Source organism: Meiothermus sp., assembly GCF_025056915.1.
In the GTDB taxonomy this organism is placed as follows: Bacteria; Deinococcota; Deinococci; order Deinococcales; family Thermaceae; genus Meiothermus.
On sequence record NZ_JANWVH010000029.1, the window covers coordinates 17,417 to 32,841 of the forward strand.

The following is a 15,425-nucleotide window of genomic DNA, read 5'->3' on the forward strand; positions in this document are numbered from 1 at the left end:
CCCAGGGTGCGCAGCGCCCGGTCTATGGGCCCCGCTCATCCCGACCCTGAGGTCCAGAAATGGCCTGGCGTGCAGACTCCAACCGCGACTTTGGCTCGCCTGCACGGGCGGCTCAGGCTTTCCTCATCCCTTGTATAGTGGGGGGCATGAGCGTCAAGCCCGACTGGTGGATACGGGAAAAAGCCAAGCAAGGCATGATTGAGCCGTTTGAGGAACGCCTGGTGCGTGAGGGGGTGATTAGCTATGGGCTCTCGAGCTTCGGCTACGACCTGCGCGCAGCCCGCGAGTGGAAAATTTTCGCCAATGTATTTCACACCATTGCCGACCCCAAGGGCCTGGACCCCAAGAGCTTTGTGGACTACGAGGGCGACGAGGTCATCATCCCCCCCAACTCCTTCGTGCTGGCCCGCAGCATGGAGTATATCCGCATGCCCGATAACGTGCTGGCCATTGCCATCGGCAAGAGCACCTATGCGCGGGTGGGCATTGTGGCCAACATCACCCCGCTGGAGCCGGGCTGGGAGGGGCACGTGACCCTCGAGTTCTCCAACACCACCCCCCTGCCGGCCAAGATGTACGCCGGGGAGGGTGTGGTGCAGCTGGTCTTCTTCGAGGGCGAGCGCCCCGAGGTGACCTACAGCGACCGCAAGGGTAAGTACCAGGGCCAGCGGGGCATTACCCTGCCGAGAATATAAGGCAGGCCGAAGGCCCAGGGCCCAAAGCCAGAAATCACTGGCCGCTGCGCTCAACGCTCGAGCCTGCTGGTATGTTCTCATCCGGGCCGGTAAACTGGGGCCGATGCGGGTTGCGCTGATGGTGGCCATCTTGCTGGCGCTGGCTGCTGCTGCTTACGTGCTGTGGCAGGGAGGCAGCCCGGAGCCTGGTTTTGGAGGAAACATGGAAGCCCTGCCCTACAAGTCCGACAAGCCCGTGACCAAGTTTGCCAAACCCGAGCAGGTGATTGATGCGGCCCGGTTCGACTACTTCGCCGAAATCGAGACCAGCAAGGGGAAAATCGGCATAGACCTGTACGAGACCGAGGCCCCCAACACGGTGAACTCGTTCGTGTTTCTGGCCCTGCACCGCTACTTCGAGGGCATCGTGTTTCACCGGGTGATTCCGGGGTTTGTGGCCCAGACCGGCGACCCCACCGGCACCGGCATGGGCGGCCCAGGCTACCAGTTTGGCCTCGAGGTGACCCCCAGGCTCAACTACGACAGAAAAGGTGTGCTGGGCATGGCCCGCACCATGGACCCCAATTCCAACGGCAGCCAGTTCTTCATCACCTACGGCCCCACCCCCAACCTCAATCAGCAGTACACCATTTTCGGCCAGGTGACCCAGGGCATGGAGGTGGTGGAGAAAATCAACCCCACTGAAGGCCCCATGGCCAAACCGGAGCGCGACAAGATTCTGTCGGTGAAGATATTTGCCAGAAGCAAATAGGCCCACCGTCCATCGCCGATAGCTTCCGGCCTGCATGATTCCCGAAGGCACCCGCTACTTTCTGCCGCCCGAGGCCCGTCTGCGTCGCGAGATGGAGGAGCGGCTGTTTCGGCTTTTGTTCGGCTGGGGCTACGAGCCGGTGGAGCTGCCGGCCCTGGAGCTTTACGACCCCCAGCACACCCTGGCCGAGCGGGCCTTCAAGCTGGTGGACAAGACCGGCGAGGTGCTGGCCTTGCGCTCGGAGTTCACCACCGCCGTGGCCGGGCTGTTGCAAAGCCACGGCCTGAGCACCCCCGGCCAGCCGGTGCGCGTGCAGTACGCCGGAACCCTCTGGCTCAGGGAGGCCAACGCCGAGCTGGGGCGCAGCCGCGAGTTTCGGCAGGTGGGGGCCGAGCTGGTCGGCGTCAGCAGCCCCCAGGCCGATGCCGAGGTACTCGAGCTGGCCTGGGAGGCCCTTCAGCTTATCGGCTTCCCGGAGGCCAAAATCGAGGTGGGGCTGCCCGCGCTGGTGCGGGACTTGCTGGAGGCCACGGGCCTCTCCGCAGCGCAAAAAGAACACCTACGGCAGGCCATCCACCGCAAGAACAGCCCCGAGCTGGAGTTTCTGCTGGGCCACTACCAGGTGCACCCCGGCCTGCACGAAGCCCTGCGGGCTTTGCCCGACCTGTACGGCGGGCGCGAGGTGCTGGCGGAGGCCCGCAGGCTGGCCCTCTCGGCTCGGGCCCAGGCCGACCTGGACTGGCTCGAGGCCGTTTTAGCCCTGCTGCCCGAGGTGCCGCTTCTGCTCGACCTGGGCCGGGCCCGCCTGCTTGGCTTCTACACCGGCCTCAACTTCCAGGCCTACACCCCGGACTTTGGCCTGCCCCTGCTGGGTGGGGGGCGTTACGATGGGGCCCTGTTGCCCTACGCGGCGGGCTTTGCCCTGGGCCTCGAGCGGGTGATGGAGGCCCTGCGCCTGCCCCTTGCTGAGACCCCTCCCGAGGTGCTGGCCCTCGACCGGGCCCTGGCCCGTAAGCTGCGGGAAGAGGGTAAGCGGGTCGAGCTGGCCTGGACAAATAGCCTGCGGGAGTTAAGGGAGTATGCCCTGGAAAAAGGCATCCGCTGGCTCGCGGTGGAGGGGCGATTGGAAGAAGTATCTTCGCGGTAGTGAAGAGAGGCCCTCCCGCCAGAGAGTGCCTCTCCCGCAGGATTTCAAAGCCCCGGTGACTGGAACTGCCCCACCATTACCAGTACCCAGCGCAGCCCCACCGCTCCGGCCAGGCCCAGGGCCGCTGCCCAGCGGGGGTTGCGGAAGAGCAGGGCGGCTACCGCGATGAGCAATCCTGCCAGGGCGTATCCCAGCAAGCCTTCGTGCAACAGGTGCGTACGGGCGGCTTCGGGTAGCGTGAAGGGATAGGCCACCAGCAAGCCCAGACTGAGCACGGCGGCCCAGCTTTCCCAGCGCCTGGCCCATTCGCTGCCCAGGAGCAACGCCACCGCCAGCACCATCAAAAGGGCGGTGATGGGGAAGAGGAAGAGCATCATGCTGTTCCACAGGGGCCGGGTGGTGTTGACGGCCAGCGCAAAGCCGGGGTAGGCCAGGGCCACCAGGCTGCCCAGCAGGAGGAGCAGGCCGGGTAGTTGCTCAGGAATGCGCCGCAGGAAGCCCACCCAGGGCTTCAGCACAACAGCCAGTGTGGCCACCAGAGAAAGGGCCAGCCCCCAGGCTCCCCACCAGATGGGTGCGCTGGGGTGCAGGCCCAAAAAGAGCCAGACATGGCTAAAGCGCCAGCGGGCGGGCGACTCGGCCCAGAGCACGAACAGGTCGAGCACAATCAGCAACGCTGCCAGCCACAAGTAGCGGTTGCGCTCCGGGTGCTGCCGCAGGGTCAGGATGGCTGCCAGCAGGGCCATCCCGCCCGCCAGTCCCACCAGCACAAAGTGCAGGGCATTGGTCCAGTGCCAGAACTCGCCGGTGTTGGGCAAGCTGTAAAACTCAGTCATGGCGGGTCACCTCCTGGGTGAGCCCTTTTTTGCTGGGGGCGTTCAGATAGATTACTTTGGGCCGGGTGCCCATCTCGGGCCGCAGTACGTCCTGGCGACCGGCAGCCTTCAGGGTTTTGGAGATTTCGCTGTTGGGGTCGTCGAGGTCGCCGAAGACCCGCGCATAGGTGGGGCAGGTCTCCACGCAGGCGGGTTGTTGGCCCTTGGCGATGCGGTGGCTGCAGAAGGTGCACTTATCGGCGTAACCTTTTTTGTTGATGTAGCGGGCATCGTAAGGGCAGGCCGCCACACAGGCCCCGCAGGCAATGCACTTGTTGTAGTCCACCTGTACCAACCCATCTGGGGTCTGGTAGCTGGCCCCCGTAGGGCAGACCGGTACGCAGGGGGGGTTCTCGCAGTGGTTGCACTGCTCGGGCCGAAACTCCACGGTAAGGTTGGGGAAGGTGCCCACCTCGCGTTCGCGAATCCAGAGCCGGCTGGCCCCAGCGGGCACCTGGTTTTCCATCTTGCAGGCCACGGCACACGCTGCACAGCCCACACAGGCTGAAAGGTCAATCAGCATTCCCAGACGTGCCATCTAGGCCCTCCTTTCCTTCAGGATCTGCACCACGCTCTTGAGCCTGGGGGCGGGGGCTTTTTCCAGCTTCACGTAGTTGTTGCGGAGGCCCGCCCCACCCGAGATGGGGTCCAGCGTGTAGCGGGTCTGGAGGTAGCTGTCCGAGGCCCCGCGCCCGTTGGCCAGGCTCATGCCTTTGGCTTTGTGGCCGAAGCCGTGGGTGATGTAGACCGCGTCCTTGCGGATGCGCTGGGTTGCCTTGACCCGCACCGGCCCTTCGCGTACCCCGTCCTGATTGACCAGGTAGGCATAATCGCCGGCCTTGAAGCCAAGCCGCTGGGCCTCTTCGGCGTTGAGCCAGACGCTGTTGGAGGGCTCCATCTCCATGAGCACCGGGTTGTTCTGGGTACGGGCGAAGGTGTGCACCGGGCTGCGCCCATAGAGCAGGCGGTAGAAGCCTTCTGGGGCTGCTTCGGGGGGCTCGTACACCGGTAGGGGGTCGAAACCGGCCTTGGCCAGAGCCTCGGAGTAAAGTTCAATCTTGCCGGAGAGGGTGCCAAAGGGCAGGGTGTTTTCCTTCTCCCAGTCGGTGAGCCAGGGCTTGCCGTTTTGCACCATGGTACCCATCTGCTTCATGGTCTCGAGGTCGAGCCCCACCGATTGCAACCGGGTATCGAGATACTCCTCGATGTCCTTCCAGGGGAAGAACTGTTCTAGGCCCAGCCGCTTGCCCAGCTCTTTGGCAATCCACCAGCCGGGCTTGGTGTCCCACAAGGGTTCGTGGGCGGGCATGCGAAGCTCTATGAAGGGGGTTTTGTGTGCCACCGCCACCAGGTCGTCGTAGCGCTCGAGGTAGGTGGCCTCGGGCAGGATCACATCGGCCCACATCACGTGCTCTTGAGGCAATACGTCAATTGCCACGTACAAGTCGAGCTTGCTCAGGGCCTCCTTGGTGCGGGGCACGTTTGGGATGGCGTGGAACAGGTTGATGCCGTAGGCGAAAAGCCCCTGGATGGGGTAAGGCTTGCCCGTAATCATGGGCTCAATGAGTTCCTGGATGGCAGTGGACTTAGCCAGGAACTTGCCCTTGTCGGCCCTGGGTTTGTAGCCCTCAGGCTCGCTCTCGGCCTTGGCCGGGCCCGAGCAGCCCCCGGCGTTGGGCTCGAGCGGCAGCGGGGGGGTGGGGTACTTCTCCAGGTATGGTGGCATGGCAATGTAGAAACCGCCCTCGCGCCCGTAGTTGCCCAGAAGTGCGTTCAGGATGTACAAAGCTCGCATCCGCTGGGTGTCGTTGCCGTACCAGACGGTGTGTCGGGTGGGGGGCAGCACCGCTTTGGGTTTGTGGCGGGCCATTTCGCGGGCCACCTCGCGGATGACCTGGGCCGGAATCTCGGTCTCCTTCTCGGCCCACTCGGGGGTGTAGGGCTTGACATGGGCCGCAAGTTGCTCGAAGCCCACCGTGTACTTCTGAACGTAGGCCTTGTCGTAGAGGTTTTCGGCAATGAGCACGTGCATCCAGGCCAGCAGCAGGGCGGTGTCGGTGCCCGGCTTGATGGGCAGCCAGCGGTCGGCCTTGGCGGCGGCAGTGGAGAAGCGCGGATCCACCACCACCAGTTTGGCCCCGTTTTTGCGAGCCTGACTCCAATCCTGCAACTGGGTGTTGTGGGTGTCCTCGCCGATGTGGTGCCCGATCAGGACGATGTAGCGGGTGTTGGGCCAGTCTATGGGCTCGTGCCCGCCGATGGCCCGGCCAAAGGTATACTGGGCTGCCACCTCGCGGGGGGCCGTGCACAGCGAGACCGAGGGCTTGGCGGCGTTGGGGCTGCCCCAGGCGGCGGGCAAAAAGTCCACAAACCAGCCGTCGCCGGTGCCGTGCCCGAAGAAAGCGATGCTCTCAGGGCCGTACTGTTCTTTGAGGCTCAGCATCTTCTTGGCGATATAGTCCAGGGCCTCTTCCCAGGTGGCCTCGCGGTACTGGCCCGCACCCCGCTCACTGCCCTCCACCCGGATCAGGGGCTTTTTGAGCCGGTCGGGGTCGTAGGTCTGGGCGGGTGCGCCCTGCCCGCGGGGGCAGAGCATGCCCCGGCTTTTGGGGTTTTCCTTGTAACCCTCGACCTTGTAGACCCGGTTGCCTACCACGCTGGCCTTAATGCCGCAGCGCCAGAAGCAGTTTTCGCAGATGCTAAAAACCTGCCGAACCTCCTGGGTGTACCAGGGGGCAGCCTTGGCGCGGCTGACCAGGGTGGCCGCTCCGCCCACACTCACGGCCCCGACGGCGGCTGCCGAGAGTTTAAGGAAGCTGCGCCGCTCTAGTTTCACCGTTGACCTCCTCCAGAACTTTGCTCAGAAAAACCGCGATGCTGCTGTAGAAGCCGGTGGGGTCGGCCTCTTGCAGCACCGGGGCATAGCGCTTTAGCCAGGGATACAGGTACTCCAGCGCCAGCGTGCGGGCCAGCTCGGGTTTTTCCCCGAGCAGCGCAATGGCCTCCCCAACAGCGGCCAGGTGGTCGGGCAGGTCGCGCCAGTCGGGCGAGACCTCGAGGCCCGCCAATCGGTACAGTGCCATCAAGCGTTCAAAGCCCAGGCCGAAGAGCCGCTCGTCCAGCGCCATGCCGACATAGGGAGGGCAGGGCAGCCCGGCGGGGTTGCTCACAAACAGTGAGGTGTGGGCTATTTGAAGCGCCCTCAAGTCGGTTTTGGGTAGTTTGGGGGGTGCCAGGCCGTAGGTCTTGGCCATCTCGTCCAGGGCGGCCTGCAATGTGCCCGCGAGTAGGTCTTGCTCGAGGGCGGCCTTTGGGGGTGCAAAGGCCGCGGCGGTAACCCAGCCCAAGAGTTGCATATTTACCTCCTAGTCCTACCCTAAGTTCAGGCGGGATGTCCTGGGTCAGGGGCTCTCCTACACAGTTGTCGGAAGATTTCCTACAAAAACCCCCTCGGGTGAGGGGGTCGTGGAAAGCTGGGAAAAGCCTATTCCTTGACCACAGGGAAGTTGGCCGCCACCCAGGCTTTGTAGCCACCCATGATGCTCTTGACGTTGTAGCCCTGGCCCCGCAGGAACACCACCGCCATGGCGCCCCGGTGCCCGATGCCGCAGTAGACCAGGATGGGCTTGTCCTTGGGCAGGCTGGTGATTTTGGCGGGCAGGTCGCGGATGGGAATGTTCACCGCGCCCGCAAGGAAGCCTTCCTTGTATTCGTTAGGCTCACGCACATCCAGCAGGAAGGGCTTGATGGCATCAATCTGGGCCTTGGCCGCCGGGGGTTGTACCCCGTAGAAGTCGGTGGGCAGTGCGGTAAGGAAGTTGCCGACCTCGCGGATGGTCAGGGCCGAGAAGTTGGTGGAAGAAGCCAGCACCGGAACCAGGGCCAGAAGCACGACCAGCATGAGCTTGTGGGTTTTCATCTCTAACCTCCTGGCCTCAGGCTAAAAGAAGGGGCTGCTGCCGGGGTCAGGGAAGGTCTGACAGCTTCGTCAGAAAAATTCCTACACCAAGCCATGCTCCCGCGCCCACTGCACCAGCTCGGGCTGGGAGGCCAGGCCCAGTTTGTCCAGGGCGCGGGCTTTGTAGGTAGCGACGGTCTTGACCGAGATGCCCAGCTTTTCGGCGGCCTGGCTCAGGTTGTAGCCCTGGGCCAGCAGACCGACCACGGCACGCTCCCGCTCCGAAAGGGCCTCGAGGCTGGGCAGGCTGATGTGTTCGGCCAGACGGGGGGCCAGCAGGGGATGCAAGAAGCGCTCCCCCCGGGCGATGGCCGTTACAGCATCCAGCAAGTCCCGATCTACGGCCCGCTTGGGCAGGTAGCCACTGGCCCCCCGCGCAAAAGCTTCGGCGATGTACTCGGGCTCCTCGTGCATGGAAAGCACCAGCACCTTACCGTAGGTTTTCAGGATGGGCAGGGCCTCGAGGCCGGGCATCCCCCCCAGGTTGAGGTCGAGAATGAAAAGCCCCGGCCAATCTTGAAGGGCGGTGCTCTTGCACCAGGCCAGGGCTTCCTCGGCCCGCCCAAACTCGGCAACTACGGTGTGTTCAACGGACTCCAGCAAGAGCCGCAGCCCGGTGCGGATGAGGGCATGGTCTTCAACTAGAACAATCTTCATAACGGCAGCACAAAACCGATGCGGGTGCCCTGGCCGGGGCTGCTCTCCACGCTCAGGCTGCCCCCCAGCAGTTCCACCCGCTCGCGCATGCCCACCAGGCCCACCGAGGTCGGGGTGCGGGCGGGGTCGAACCCCTGCCCATCGTCGGTGATGAGCCCCCGCACCCGTTTGTCCCAGGCCGAAAGGCCCACGTACACCCGGCGGGCCCTAGCATGGCGGGCGGTGTTGGTCAGGGCCTCCTGGATAACCCGGAAGATGGCAATCTGCTGGCTTTCCCGCAGTTGGGGGCACTCGATCTCGCTCTCGACCTTCAGGCCGGTGCGCTCCTGGTACTCATGCAGGTAGCGCTCGAGGGCCCTGGCCAGCCCCAGGTCGTCGAGCACGGCGGGGCGCAGCTCGCGGGAGAGGCGGCGTACCTCCTCCAGGGCCTGAACCACGGCCTTGCGGGCCTCGCCCAAATACTCAGGCCGCTTTTCGGTAATCTGCAAGGCCAGGAGCGCTGCGGTAAGCTGGCTGCCCACTTCGTCGTGCAGCTCGCGCCCCACCCGGCGGCGCTCTTCCTCCTGGGCAAAAAGGAGCTGATGAATCAGGGTGTTGCGCTGGGCCTCGCGCCCCCGCAAATGTGCGGCCTCCTGGGAGCGGGACAGCCCCAGTGCGACCACGGCAGCCCCCAGGCTCAAAAAAGCCTCTTCATGCGGCAGGGGATGGTCTTGCAGGTGAAGCACATACACCCCGTACACCTGGGCCCCGCTCCACAGCGGCAGGGCCACCACCCGTTCTTGCCAGGCGGGCTGGCGGGTCTGGGCGGCGGTCTGGGCCAGCCCCCTCGAGACCTGGCCCAGGGGGCAGTCCAACTTGCAGTTTTGCAGGTGCTCGAGTTCTGCCTGGCCCTGCCGCACGCGGTAGATCTCGCCACAACGGGCCTCCAGATGTCTACGCAAAACCTCGAGGCCTGCCCGGAGCAGACCGTCTTCATGCGTACCCTGGGCCGCCGTCTGGGCCAGCTCGCTCAGGGCCGTACACCAGGGTTCGTTGGCAGGTGCCAGCATGGACTCAAGCTTAGCCTGTGCCCTTCAAACGTTTGTCCCTCCCTCAGAGCGGCAGCTCGGTGGTGCTCTTGGACTGCCGCAGCACCGCACTGGAAATGACCGCACTCAGGCCGGGAATGGCCGTGAGGTGGTCGAGCAAAAACTTCTGAAAGTCGTGCAGGTCGGCCACCATAATCTTGAGCAGAAAATCGTCCTCTCCCATCACCACATGGCACTCGGTGACCTCGGGGTATTTGAGCACCTCCTGCTCGAAGCGCTCCACATCGGCCCGGCTCTTGTGGTCGAGCTTGACCCGCACAAACACGCACAGGCTGCGCCCCACCTTTTCCGCGTCCAGCAAGGCCACATAGCCCCGAATTACCCCCAGCGCCTCCAGCCGCCGCACCCGGCGCAGGCAGGTCGAAGGGGAGAGGTTGACCAGCTCGGCCAGCTCGTTGTTGGGGATGTTGCCGCGGCTTTGCAGGATGTTCAGAATTTTGCGGTCTTTCTTGTCCAGTTCAACGGATGCCATAAGATTGCATTATTTTATCTTTTTTTGAAATCAGGTTGCTTTATTAGGGGTTGGAATCGGCGTTATTGCACCCACCTGCCGGGGTTGGGGTGCTATCTTGAAACCAACCCACTTCCTGAGGTTGCCTATGAAAATCCGAACCCGCGCCGTCCACGCCGGACACCATCCCGACCCCGTCACCGGCGCCCATGTGGTGCCCATCTACAGCACCTCTACCTTTGCTTACGGCTCGTTTGCTCGAGGGGAGCGGCTTTTTGCCGGGGAGGAGTCCGGCTACATCTATGGGCGCATCGGCAACCCCACTGTGCGGGCCTTCGAGGAAAAGCTGGCCAGCCTCGAGGGGGCCGAGGACGCGGTGGCCTTTGCCAGCGGGATGGCCGCCATCAGCGCCCTCTGCACCACGCTGCTGGCCCCCGGCGACGAAGTGGTGTACCTGGCTCCGCTCTACGGCGGAACCGAAGGCTATTTTCTGGAGACCCTGAGCAAGTTTGGGGTGCGCGTGACCGATGCGGGCAGTGTGGAAAACCTGCCCAAGGTGATTTCACCTTTCACCAAACTGGTCTACCTCGAGACCCCCACCAACCCCACCCTGCGCATCTACGACCTCTCGGCAGTGGCCCAGGTGGCCCGCTCCAGAGGCGTCCTGACCGTGGTGGACAATACCTTCGCCACGCCCTACCTGACCCGGCCCCTGGAGCACGGCGTGGATGTGGTGCTGCACTCGGCCACCAAGTACCTGGGGGGGCACGGCGACTGCCTGGCCGGGGTGCTGGCCGGCCCCAAGGAACTTATGGAGGCGGTGCGGGCCGAGGGGCTGCGGCATATTGGCGGCACCCTGGGGGCCTTCGAGGGCTACCTGATGCTGCGGGGCCTCAAGACCCTGCCCCTGCGCATGGAGGCCCACTGTGCGGGTGCCGCAAAGGTTGCGGAATTTCTTTCCAAGCACCCCGCCGTCCGGCGGGTGTACTATCCTGGCCTGCCCTCCCATCCAGGCCATGCAGTGGCCCGGCGGCAGATGCGGGCTTTTGGGGGGTTGGTCTCCCTTGAACTGGAATCGAAACAGGCCGCGGCCCTCTTCCTGGATAGCCTGAAGCTCTTTACCCAGGCGGTGAGCCTGGGCGATGTGGAATCGCTGGCCACCCACCCGGCCTCCACCACCCACCAGCTTCTGCCGCCCGAAATCCGGCAGGCGCATGGCGTGACCGACACCCTGGTGCGCCTTTCGGTGGGCATCGAAGACCCCGACGACCTGCTGGCCGACCTCGAGCAAGCCCTGGCGAAGGTCCTGCAGTCCAGGGTGCCCCGGTAGCCCCTGCCTCGAGGTGGCGCGGCGGCGGTTTGTAGGTGTGGGTAGCCTTCCGGGACGCCGGCTTCGCAAGGCGTTATGGCCCTTGAAGGTTCGACAGGCTTTCAGGGTCAGGGCTGAGGACGCTTGACCCCTGTGGTCTGGCCCGCAGACCCTGGACTGACCAGGCGCTTGAGGCCGTTGGCCCGAAGTTGAGGCGGTATACCAAAAAAGGTAGCATATCCCTCACGCTTATGCTTGCGCCCCAAACCGAAGAAGCCTACCGTCGCCTGCGCCGAATGATTCTTTCGCTCGAGCTGCGCCCGGGCGAGCCGCTCGTCGAGCGTCGGCTCGAGGAGCGCCTGGCGGTTTCCCGAACGCCCATCCGGGCGGCCATCCAGCAGCTATTCCGGGAGGGCCTGCTGGAGCGCAAGGGTCGGGTTTACAGCGTAGCGCCGGTGGATCTGGCCGAACTCGAAGAGGCCTTCGCCTTTCGAAACTGGCTCGAGACCCAGATTGTTCGCACCGCAGCAGGCCGCCGGCCTAAGGCCCGCGAACTTCAGGACTTGCTGGCCTCGGTGGAGGCCGACCTCGACCCCGAGGTCGAGCTGGAAAAAGCCACCGACTTTCACCTGGCCCTGGCCAAGCTCACCGGCAACCGCTTTGTGGTGGCCTCGCTGGCCCAGGTGTTGCAGCGCATCTACCGGGCCCGCTACCTGGAAATCACCCGCCCCCAGGGGGCCGATCAGGCCCACGCCGACCACCTGACCCTGATTGAGCTGGTGCAACAGGGCCAGGGTGAGGAGGCGGCGGCCTTCATGCAGCAGCACCTCGAGCGCTCCCGCGAAGCTTTGCTGAAAAGCCTCGAGGGCTCGGCGTTGCTGGCTCGCCCTTGACGGCGCTAGAAGACTCGGTACAATCGGGTCATCAAAACCGACGATTAACGGAGGCAAGGCATGAAAAGAGCTTTTTTTGCGGTCTGTCTGGTTGTGCTGGGTGCTGCCTGGGCGCAGTTCACCCCGCGCAACCCCGAGTGCATCGCCCCAGCCGGGGCCGGCGGTGGCTGGGACTTCACCTGCCGCAGCGTGGCCCAGGTCATGCAAGATTTGAGACTGGTGCCCCAGCCGATCAAGACCACCAACGTAACCGGGGGCGGCGGTGGGGTGGCCTACGCCAACGTGGTCACCCAGCGCAGCGACGATGCCAACCTGATTGTGGCGGCCAGCCCGGCCACCACCGTGCGCCTGGCCCAGGGCCAGTACAGCCGTTTCACCGAACGCGACGTGCGCTGGCTGGGTGCCGTGGCCGCCGACTTTGGCCTGGTGGCGGTGAAGGCCGACGCCCCCTGGAAAACCATGCAAGAACTGGTCGCGGCCTGGAAGGCCGACCCCTCCAAAATTGCGGTGGGCGGCGGTAGCGCGGTGGGCGGTCAGGATCACATGAAGGTGCTGCTTCTGGGGCGGGCCGCAGGTATCGAGCCCCGGGCCATCAAGTATGTGCCCTTTGATGGCGGCGGTGAGGCCCTGACCTCGCTTCTGGGTGGCTTTGTCCAGGTTTTTGCAGGCGACGCCTCGGAGCTGAGGGCCCAGGTGCAGTCTGGCACGGTGCGGGTGCTGGGGGTAATGTCGCCCCGCCGCCTGGGAGGGGTGTATGCCAGCGTGCCCACCCTTAAGGAGCTGGGTTACAACGTGGAATGGGTGGTCTGGCGTGGCTTTTATGTGCCCAAGAACATGCCCCCCCAGGCCTATGAGTTCTGGGTGCGGGCCCTGCGCGAAGTTGAGCGCAGCCCGGAGTGGGCCAGGGTGCGGGAGCAAAACGCACTGGGTCAGTTCTTTATGGCGGGGGCCGAGTTCCAGGTCTTCATTGACCGGCAGGTCAACCAGTTCCGCAACCTCTCCCGCGAGCTCGGCATCATCCGGTAGCGCGTGACCTTGGAGCCGAAGGCCGATAGCCAAGGGTAAGCCCCTGGGGCTACTGGGCCATCGGCCCCAAGCCTTATAAAGCCTTGGTATGACCGATCGTATCGTGGGTGCGCTGTTTTTCTTGCTGGCGGTGGGCTATGCCCTCGAGGCCAGCCGGATGCAGGTGGGCTTCCTGTCCGACCCCCTGGGGCCGCGGCCTTTCCCCTACATCATCGCGGTTCTGGTGGGCCTTTCGGCCTTGTGGCTGCTCTTCAAGCCCGACCCCGAGCCAGATTGGCCCCCACGGCGCTTCTGGCCGGTCTTGGGGCTGGTGCTTCTCAGCCTGGTGGCCTACGCTTACCTGATTGTGCCGCTGGGGTTCATCGTCACCACCACCCTCGAGATGACCCTGCTGGCGGTGCTGTTTGGGGCGCGCTGGTGGCAGGGCTTGGGGGGCGCGCTGGCCTTCACGCTGGGCATTTACCTGTTGTTCACCCAGGGGCTGGGTGTGAGCCTGCCAGCGGGCCGGATTTTTGGGTAGGGTGAGACTGTGGACATCCTGCAAGCGCTCCTGAACGGTTTTGGGGTGGCCCTGGAGCCGCTCAACCTGCTCCTGGTGGTGCTGGGCTGTCTGGTGGGCACGCTGATTGGGGTGCTGCCGGGTATTGGCCCCATCAGCGGGGTGGCCCTGCTGGTGCCCCTCACCTTTGCCCTCAAGATGCCGCCCGAGTCGGCCATCATCCTGCTGGCCGGCATCTACTACGGGGCCATGTACGGCGGCTCCACCACCAGCATCCTGCTCAACATCCCCGGCGAGACCTCCTCGGTGGTCACGGCCCTGGACGGCCACAAGCTGGCCAAGCAGGGCCAGGCCGGCCCCGCGCTGGCCATGGCGGCCTGGGGCTCGTTTATAGCCGGTACCCTTTCGGTGGTGGGCCTCATGACCCTGGGGCCCTTGTTGGCCCAGTGGGCCATCCGCTTCGGGCCTGCCGAATACTTTGCCCTGATGGTCTTCGGCTTCTCCACCCTCTCGGCCCTGGCGGGCAAGAACCTGTTCAAGGCCCTGATCGCCACCGGCTTTGGCCTGATGCTGGCCACGGTGGGCCAGGACCCGCAGTCGGGCATCTCGCGCTACACCTTTGGGTTCTTGCAGCTCGAGGACGGCATGGACTTTCTGGTGGTGGCCATCGGGCTTTTTGCGGTCAGCGAGGTGCTGATGCTCTTGGAGGAGAAAACCCCCGGCGCCGTAAGGGCCCAGGTGGGGCGCATCTACCTTTCCTTGCGCGACTTCATGGCCTCGCTCCTGACCATCTTGCGCAGCAGTGTGCTGGGCTTTCTGATTGGGGTCTTGCCGGGGGCCGGGGCTTCCATTGCCAGCTTCGTGGCCTACACCACCGAGAAACGTCTGCTGGGTGCCAAAGCCCGCTTTGGCGAGGGCGACCTGCGCGGGGTGGCCGCCCCCGAGTCGGCCAACAACGCGGCAGCGGGCGGGGCCATGATTCCCCTGCTGACCCTGGGCCTGCCCGGCAGCGGCACCACCGCCATCATGCTGGGGGCCCTGATCAGCCTGGGGGTGACGCCGGGGCCGCAGATGTTCCAGAAGAACCCCGAGGTGGTCTGGGGCCTGATTGCCTCGATGTACGTGGGCAATGCGGTGTTGCTGCTCTTGAACCTGCCGCTGGTGGGCCTTTTTGTTCGGCTTTTGGCGGTGCCGAGTTGGTTTTTGATTCCGGCGGTGCTGGCCATCAGCTTCATTGGGGTCTATGCGGTCAACAACAACCCCTTCGACCTGCTTTTAATGGCGGTGTTTGGGCTGGTGGGCTATTTGATGCGCAAGCTCGAGTTCCCCCTGGCCCCGGTGCTGCTGGGTCTGGTGCTGGGCTACCTGATGGAAATTAACCTGCGCCGGGCCATGACCATCAGCAATGGGGACGTGGGCTATCTGTTCAGCAGCCCCATCGCCATTGCGCTCTGGGTGCTGGCCGCGCTCTCGCTCTTTGCTCCGGCGCTTATCGCCCGCTTCCGCAAACAGGGGCTGGGAGGCGACGACGAGCTCTGAAGTGTAAGGGGGGTCACGACCCCCACCCCCAAACGCGCTACCCTCAAAGCATGGAACTCCTCGGATGGTCGCTGGTCATTCTGGCGGTTCTGCTGCTCACGGGTTGGCTGGGGCCCATTCTGGGGGTGGTGCTGGCGGTTGCGGCCCTGCCGGTTCTGGCGGTGCTGGGGGTGGTGCTGCTCCCGCTGCTGCTGGTGTTGCTGGCTTTGGGCCTGGTGCTGTGGGTGGTGGGGTGTGCCCTGGGGGTGGCGGCGGGCGTGCTGGGGTTCTTGCTCCAGTGGGGGTTGCCCCTATTGCTGCTGGTGGTCGGGGTCTGGCTCCTGACCCGGATGCGCCGCCCCCGCTTGCAAGCCTAGAGCGCTCTTCACTGATGAGCCATTCGAGTTCGAGAAAGCCTGGTTCTGAACAAAACAGTGGCCGCCTGAAACTCGAAAACATGCGTCTCGGCCCAGACGCATTCTCAAGAGATTGAACTGTAGTGAAAAGTAGTGAAAAAAGGGCATAAACTTAGGCTGAAAGGATAGAATGCTCGGTCAA

Annotated in this window: 17 protein-coding genes; 9 read left to right on the forward strand and 8 right to left on the reverse strand. The window is 64.4% G+C overall.

Annotated elements, in window-relative coordinates:
• Positions 1–146: 146 nt before the first annotated feature.
• The 3 genes from dcd to NZN28_RS06595 all read left to right on the forward strand — a co-directional run bounded on the left by dcd (position 147) and on the right by NZN28_RS06595 (position 2,593).
• On the forward strand, positions 147–695 hold the full coding sequence (dcd, locus tag NZN28_RS06585) for a dCTP deaminase (protein ID WP_208014197.1): 549 nt from the start codon (positions 147–149) through the stop codon (positions 693–695).
• A 202-nt stretch (positions 696–897) separates the two neighbouring features.
• Positions 898–1,446 carry a peptidylprolyl isomerase gene (locus NZN28_RS06590; protein WP_295396430.1) on the forward strand — a complete coding sequence of 183 codons (549 nt, stop codon included), beginning with the start codon at positions 898–900 and terminating at the stop codon, positions 1,444–1,446.
• Positions 1,447–1,480: 34 nt separating this feature from the next.
• Positions 1,481–2,593 (forward strand): ATP phosphoribosyltransferase regulatory subunit, encoded by a 1,113-nt coding sequence (locus NZN28_RS06595; RefSeq protein ID WP_295396391.1) that lies wholly within the window; start codon positions 1,481–1,483, stop codon positions 2,591–2,593.
• Positions 2,594–2,637: 44 nt separating this feature from the next.
• Here the strand turns inward: NZN28_RS06595 and NZN28_RS06600 are convergent, their stop codons facing one another.
• The 8 genes from NZN28_RS06600 to NZN28_RS06635 form a co-directional block, all read right to left on the reverse strand.
• Entirely contained in the window at positions 2,638–3,429 is a 792-nt protein-coding gene (locus NZN28_RS06600; RefSeq protein ID WP_295396393.1) for a hypothetical protein, read from the reverse strand.
• Complete coding sequence (locus tag NZN28_RS06605; protein WP_295396396.1) at positions 3,422–4,006, reverse strand: 4Fe-4S dicluster domain-containing protein; 585 nt, start codon at positions 4,004–4,006, stop codon at positions 3,422–3,424. The genes NZN28_RS06600 and NZN28_RS06605 overlap by 8 nt, the downstream gene beginning before the upstream one ends.
• Positions 4,007–6,304, reverse strand: coding sequence for a molybdopterin-dependent oxidoreductase (locus NZN28_RS06610; protein ID WP_295396399.1), 2,298 nt, complete (start codon positions 6,302–6,304; stop codon positions 4,007–4,009). It abuts the gene before it with no gap.
• The gene (locus NZN28_RS06615) at positions 6,276–6,824 is read right to left on the reverse strand and encodes a molecular chaperone TorD family protein (RefSeq protein WP_295396402.1); all 549 of its coding nucleotides are present in this window, start codon (positions 6,822–6,824) and stop codon (positions 6,276–6,278) included. The genes NZN28_RS06610 and NZN28_RS06615 overlap by 29 nt, the downstream gene beginning before the upstream one ends.
• A gap of 128 nt (positions 6,825–6,952) precedes the next feature.
• Positions 6,953–7,387 carry a rhodanese-like domain-containing protein gene (locus NZN28_RS06620; protein ID WP_295396405.1) on the reverse strand — a complete coding sequence of 145 codons (435 nt, stop codon included), beginning with the start codon at positions 7,385–7,387 and terminating at the stop codon, positions 6,953–6,955.
• Between the two features lie 81 nt (positions 7,388–7,468).
• A complete protein-coding gene (locus NZN28_RS06625; protein WP_295396408.1) occupies positions 7,469–8,083 on the reverse strand; it encodes a response regulator transcription factor in 615 nt (204 codons plus the stop codon).
• Positions 8,080–9,132 carry a sensor histidine kinase gene (locus NZN28_RS06630; RefSeq protein WP_295396410.1) on the reverse strand — a complete coding sequence of 351 codons (1,053 nt, stop codon included), beginning with the start codon at positions 9,130–9,132 and terminating at the stop codon, positions 8,080–8,082. Before NZN28_RS06630 ends, NZN28_RS06625 begins: the two co-directional genes overlap by 4 nt.
• A gap of 43 nt (positions 9,133–9,175) precedes the next feature.
• The gene (locus NZN28_RS06635; protein WP_295396412.1) at positions 9,176–9,643 is read right to left on the reverse strand and encodes an Lrp/AsnC family transcriptional regulator; all 468 of its coding nucleotides are present in this window, start codon (positions 9,641–9,643) and stop codon (positions 9,176–9,178) included.
• A gap of 127 nt (positions 9,644–9,770) precedes the next feature.
• Between NZN28_RS06635 and NZN28_RS06640 the strand changes: the two genes are divergently transcribed.
• From NZN28_RS06640 to NZN28_RS06665, 6 genes are all read left to right on the forward strand, one after another.
• Positions 9,771–10,952, forward strand: coding sequence for a PLP-dependent aspartate aminotransferase family protein (locus NZN28_RS06640; RefSeq protein ID WP_295396414.1), 1,182 nt, complete (start codon positions 9,771–9,773; stop codon positions 10,950–10,952).
• A 230-nt stretch (positions 10,953–11,182) separates the two neighbouring features.
• Entirely contained in the window at positions 11,183–11,824 is a 642-nt protein-coding gene (locus NZN28_RS06645) for a GntR family transcriptional regulator (RefSeq protein WP_295396417.1), read from the forward strand.
• 60 nt (positions 11,825–11,884) lie between these two features.
• Positions 11,885–12,850: a tripartite tricarboxylate transporter substrate binding protein gene (locus NZN28_RS06650; RefSeq protein WP_295396419.1), complete on the forward strand. Its 966-nt coding sequence runs from the start codon at positions 11,885–11,887 to the stop codon at positions 12,848–12,850.
• Positions 12,851–12,938: 88 nt separating this feature from the next.
• Positions 12,939–13,370 carry a tripartite tricarboxylate transporter TctB family protein gene (locus tag NZN28_RS06655; RefSeq protein WP_295396421.1) on the forward strand — a complete coding sequence of 144 codons (432 nt, stop codon included), beginning with the start codon at positions 12,939–12,941 and terminating at the stop codon, positions 13,368–13,370.
• A 9-nt stretch (positions 13,371–13,379) separates the two neighbouring features.
• On the forward strand, positions 13,380–14,888 hold the full coding sequence (locus tag NZN28_RS06660) for a tripartite tricarboxylate transporter permease (protein WP_295396423.1): 1,509 nt from the start codon (positions 13,380–13,382) through the stop codon (positions 14,886–14,888).
• A 50-nt stretch (positions 14,889–14,938) separates the two neighbouring features.
• Positions 14,939–15,244 carry a hypothetical protein gene (locus NZN28_RS06665; protein ID WP_295396425.1) on the forward strand — a complete coding sequence of 102 codons (306 nt, stop codon included), beginning with the start codon at positions 14,939–14,941 and terminating at the stop codon, positions 15,242–15,244.
• Positions 15,245–15,425: the final 181 nt, after the last annotated feature.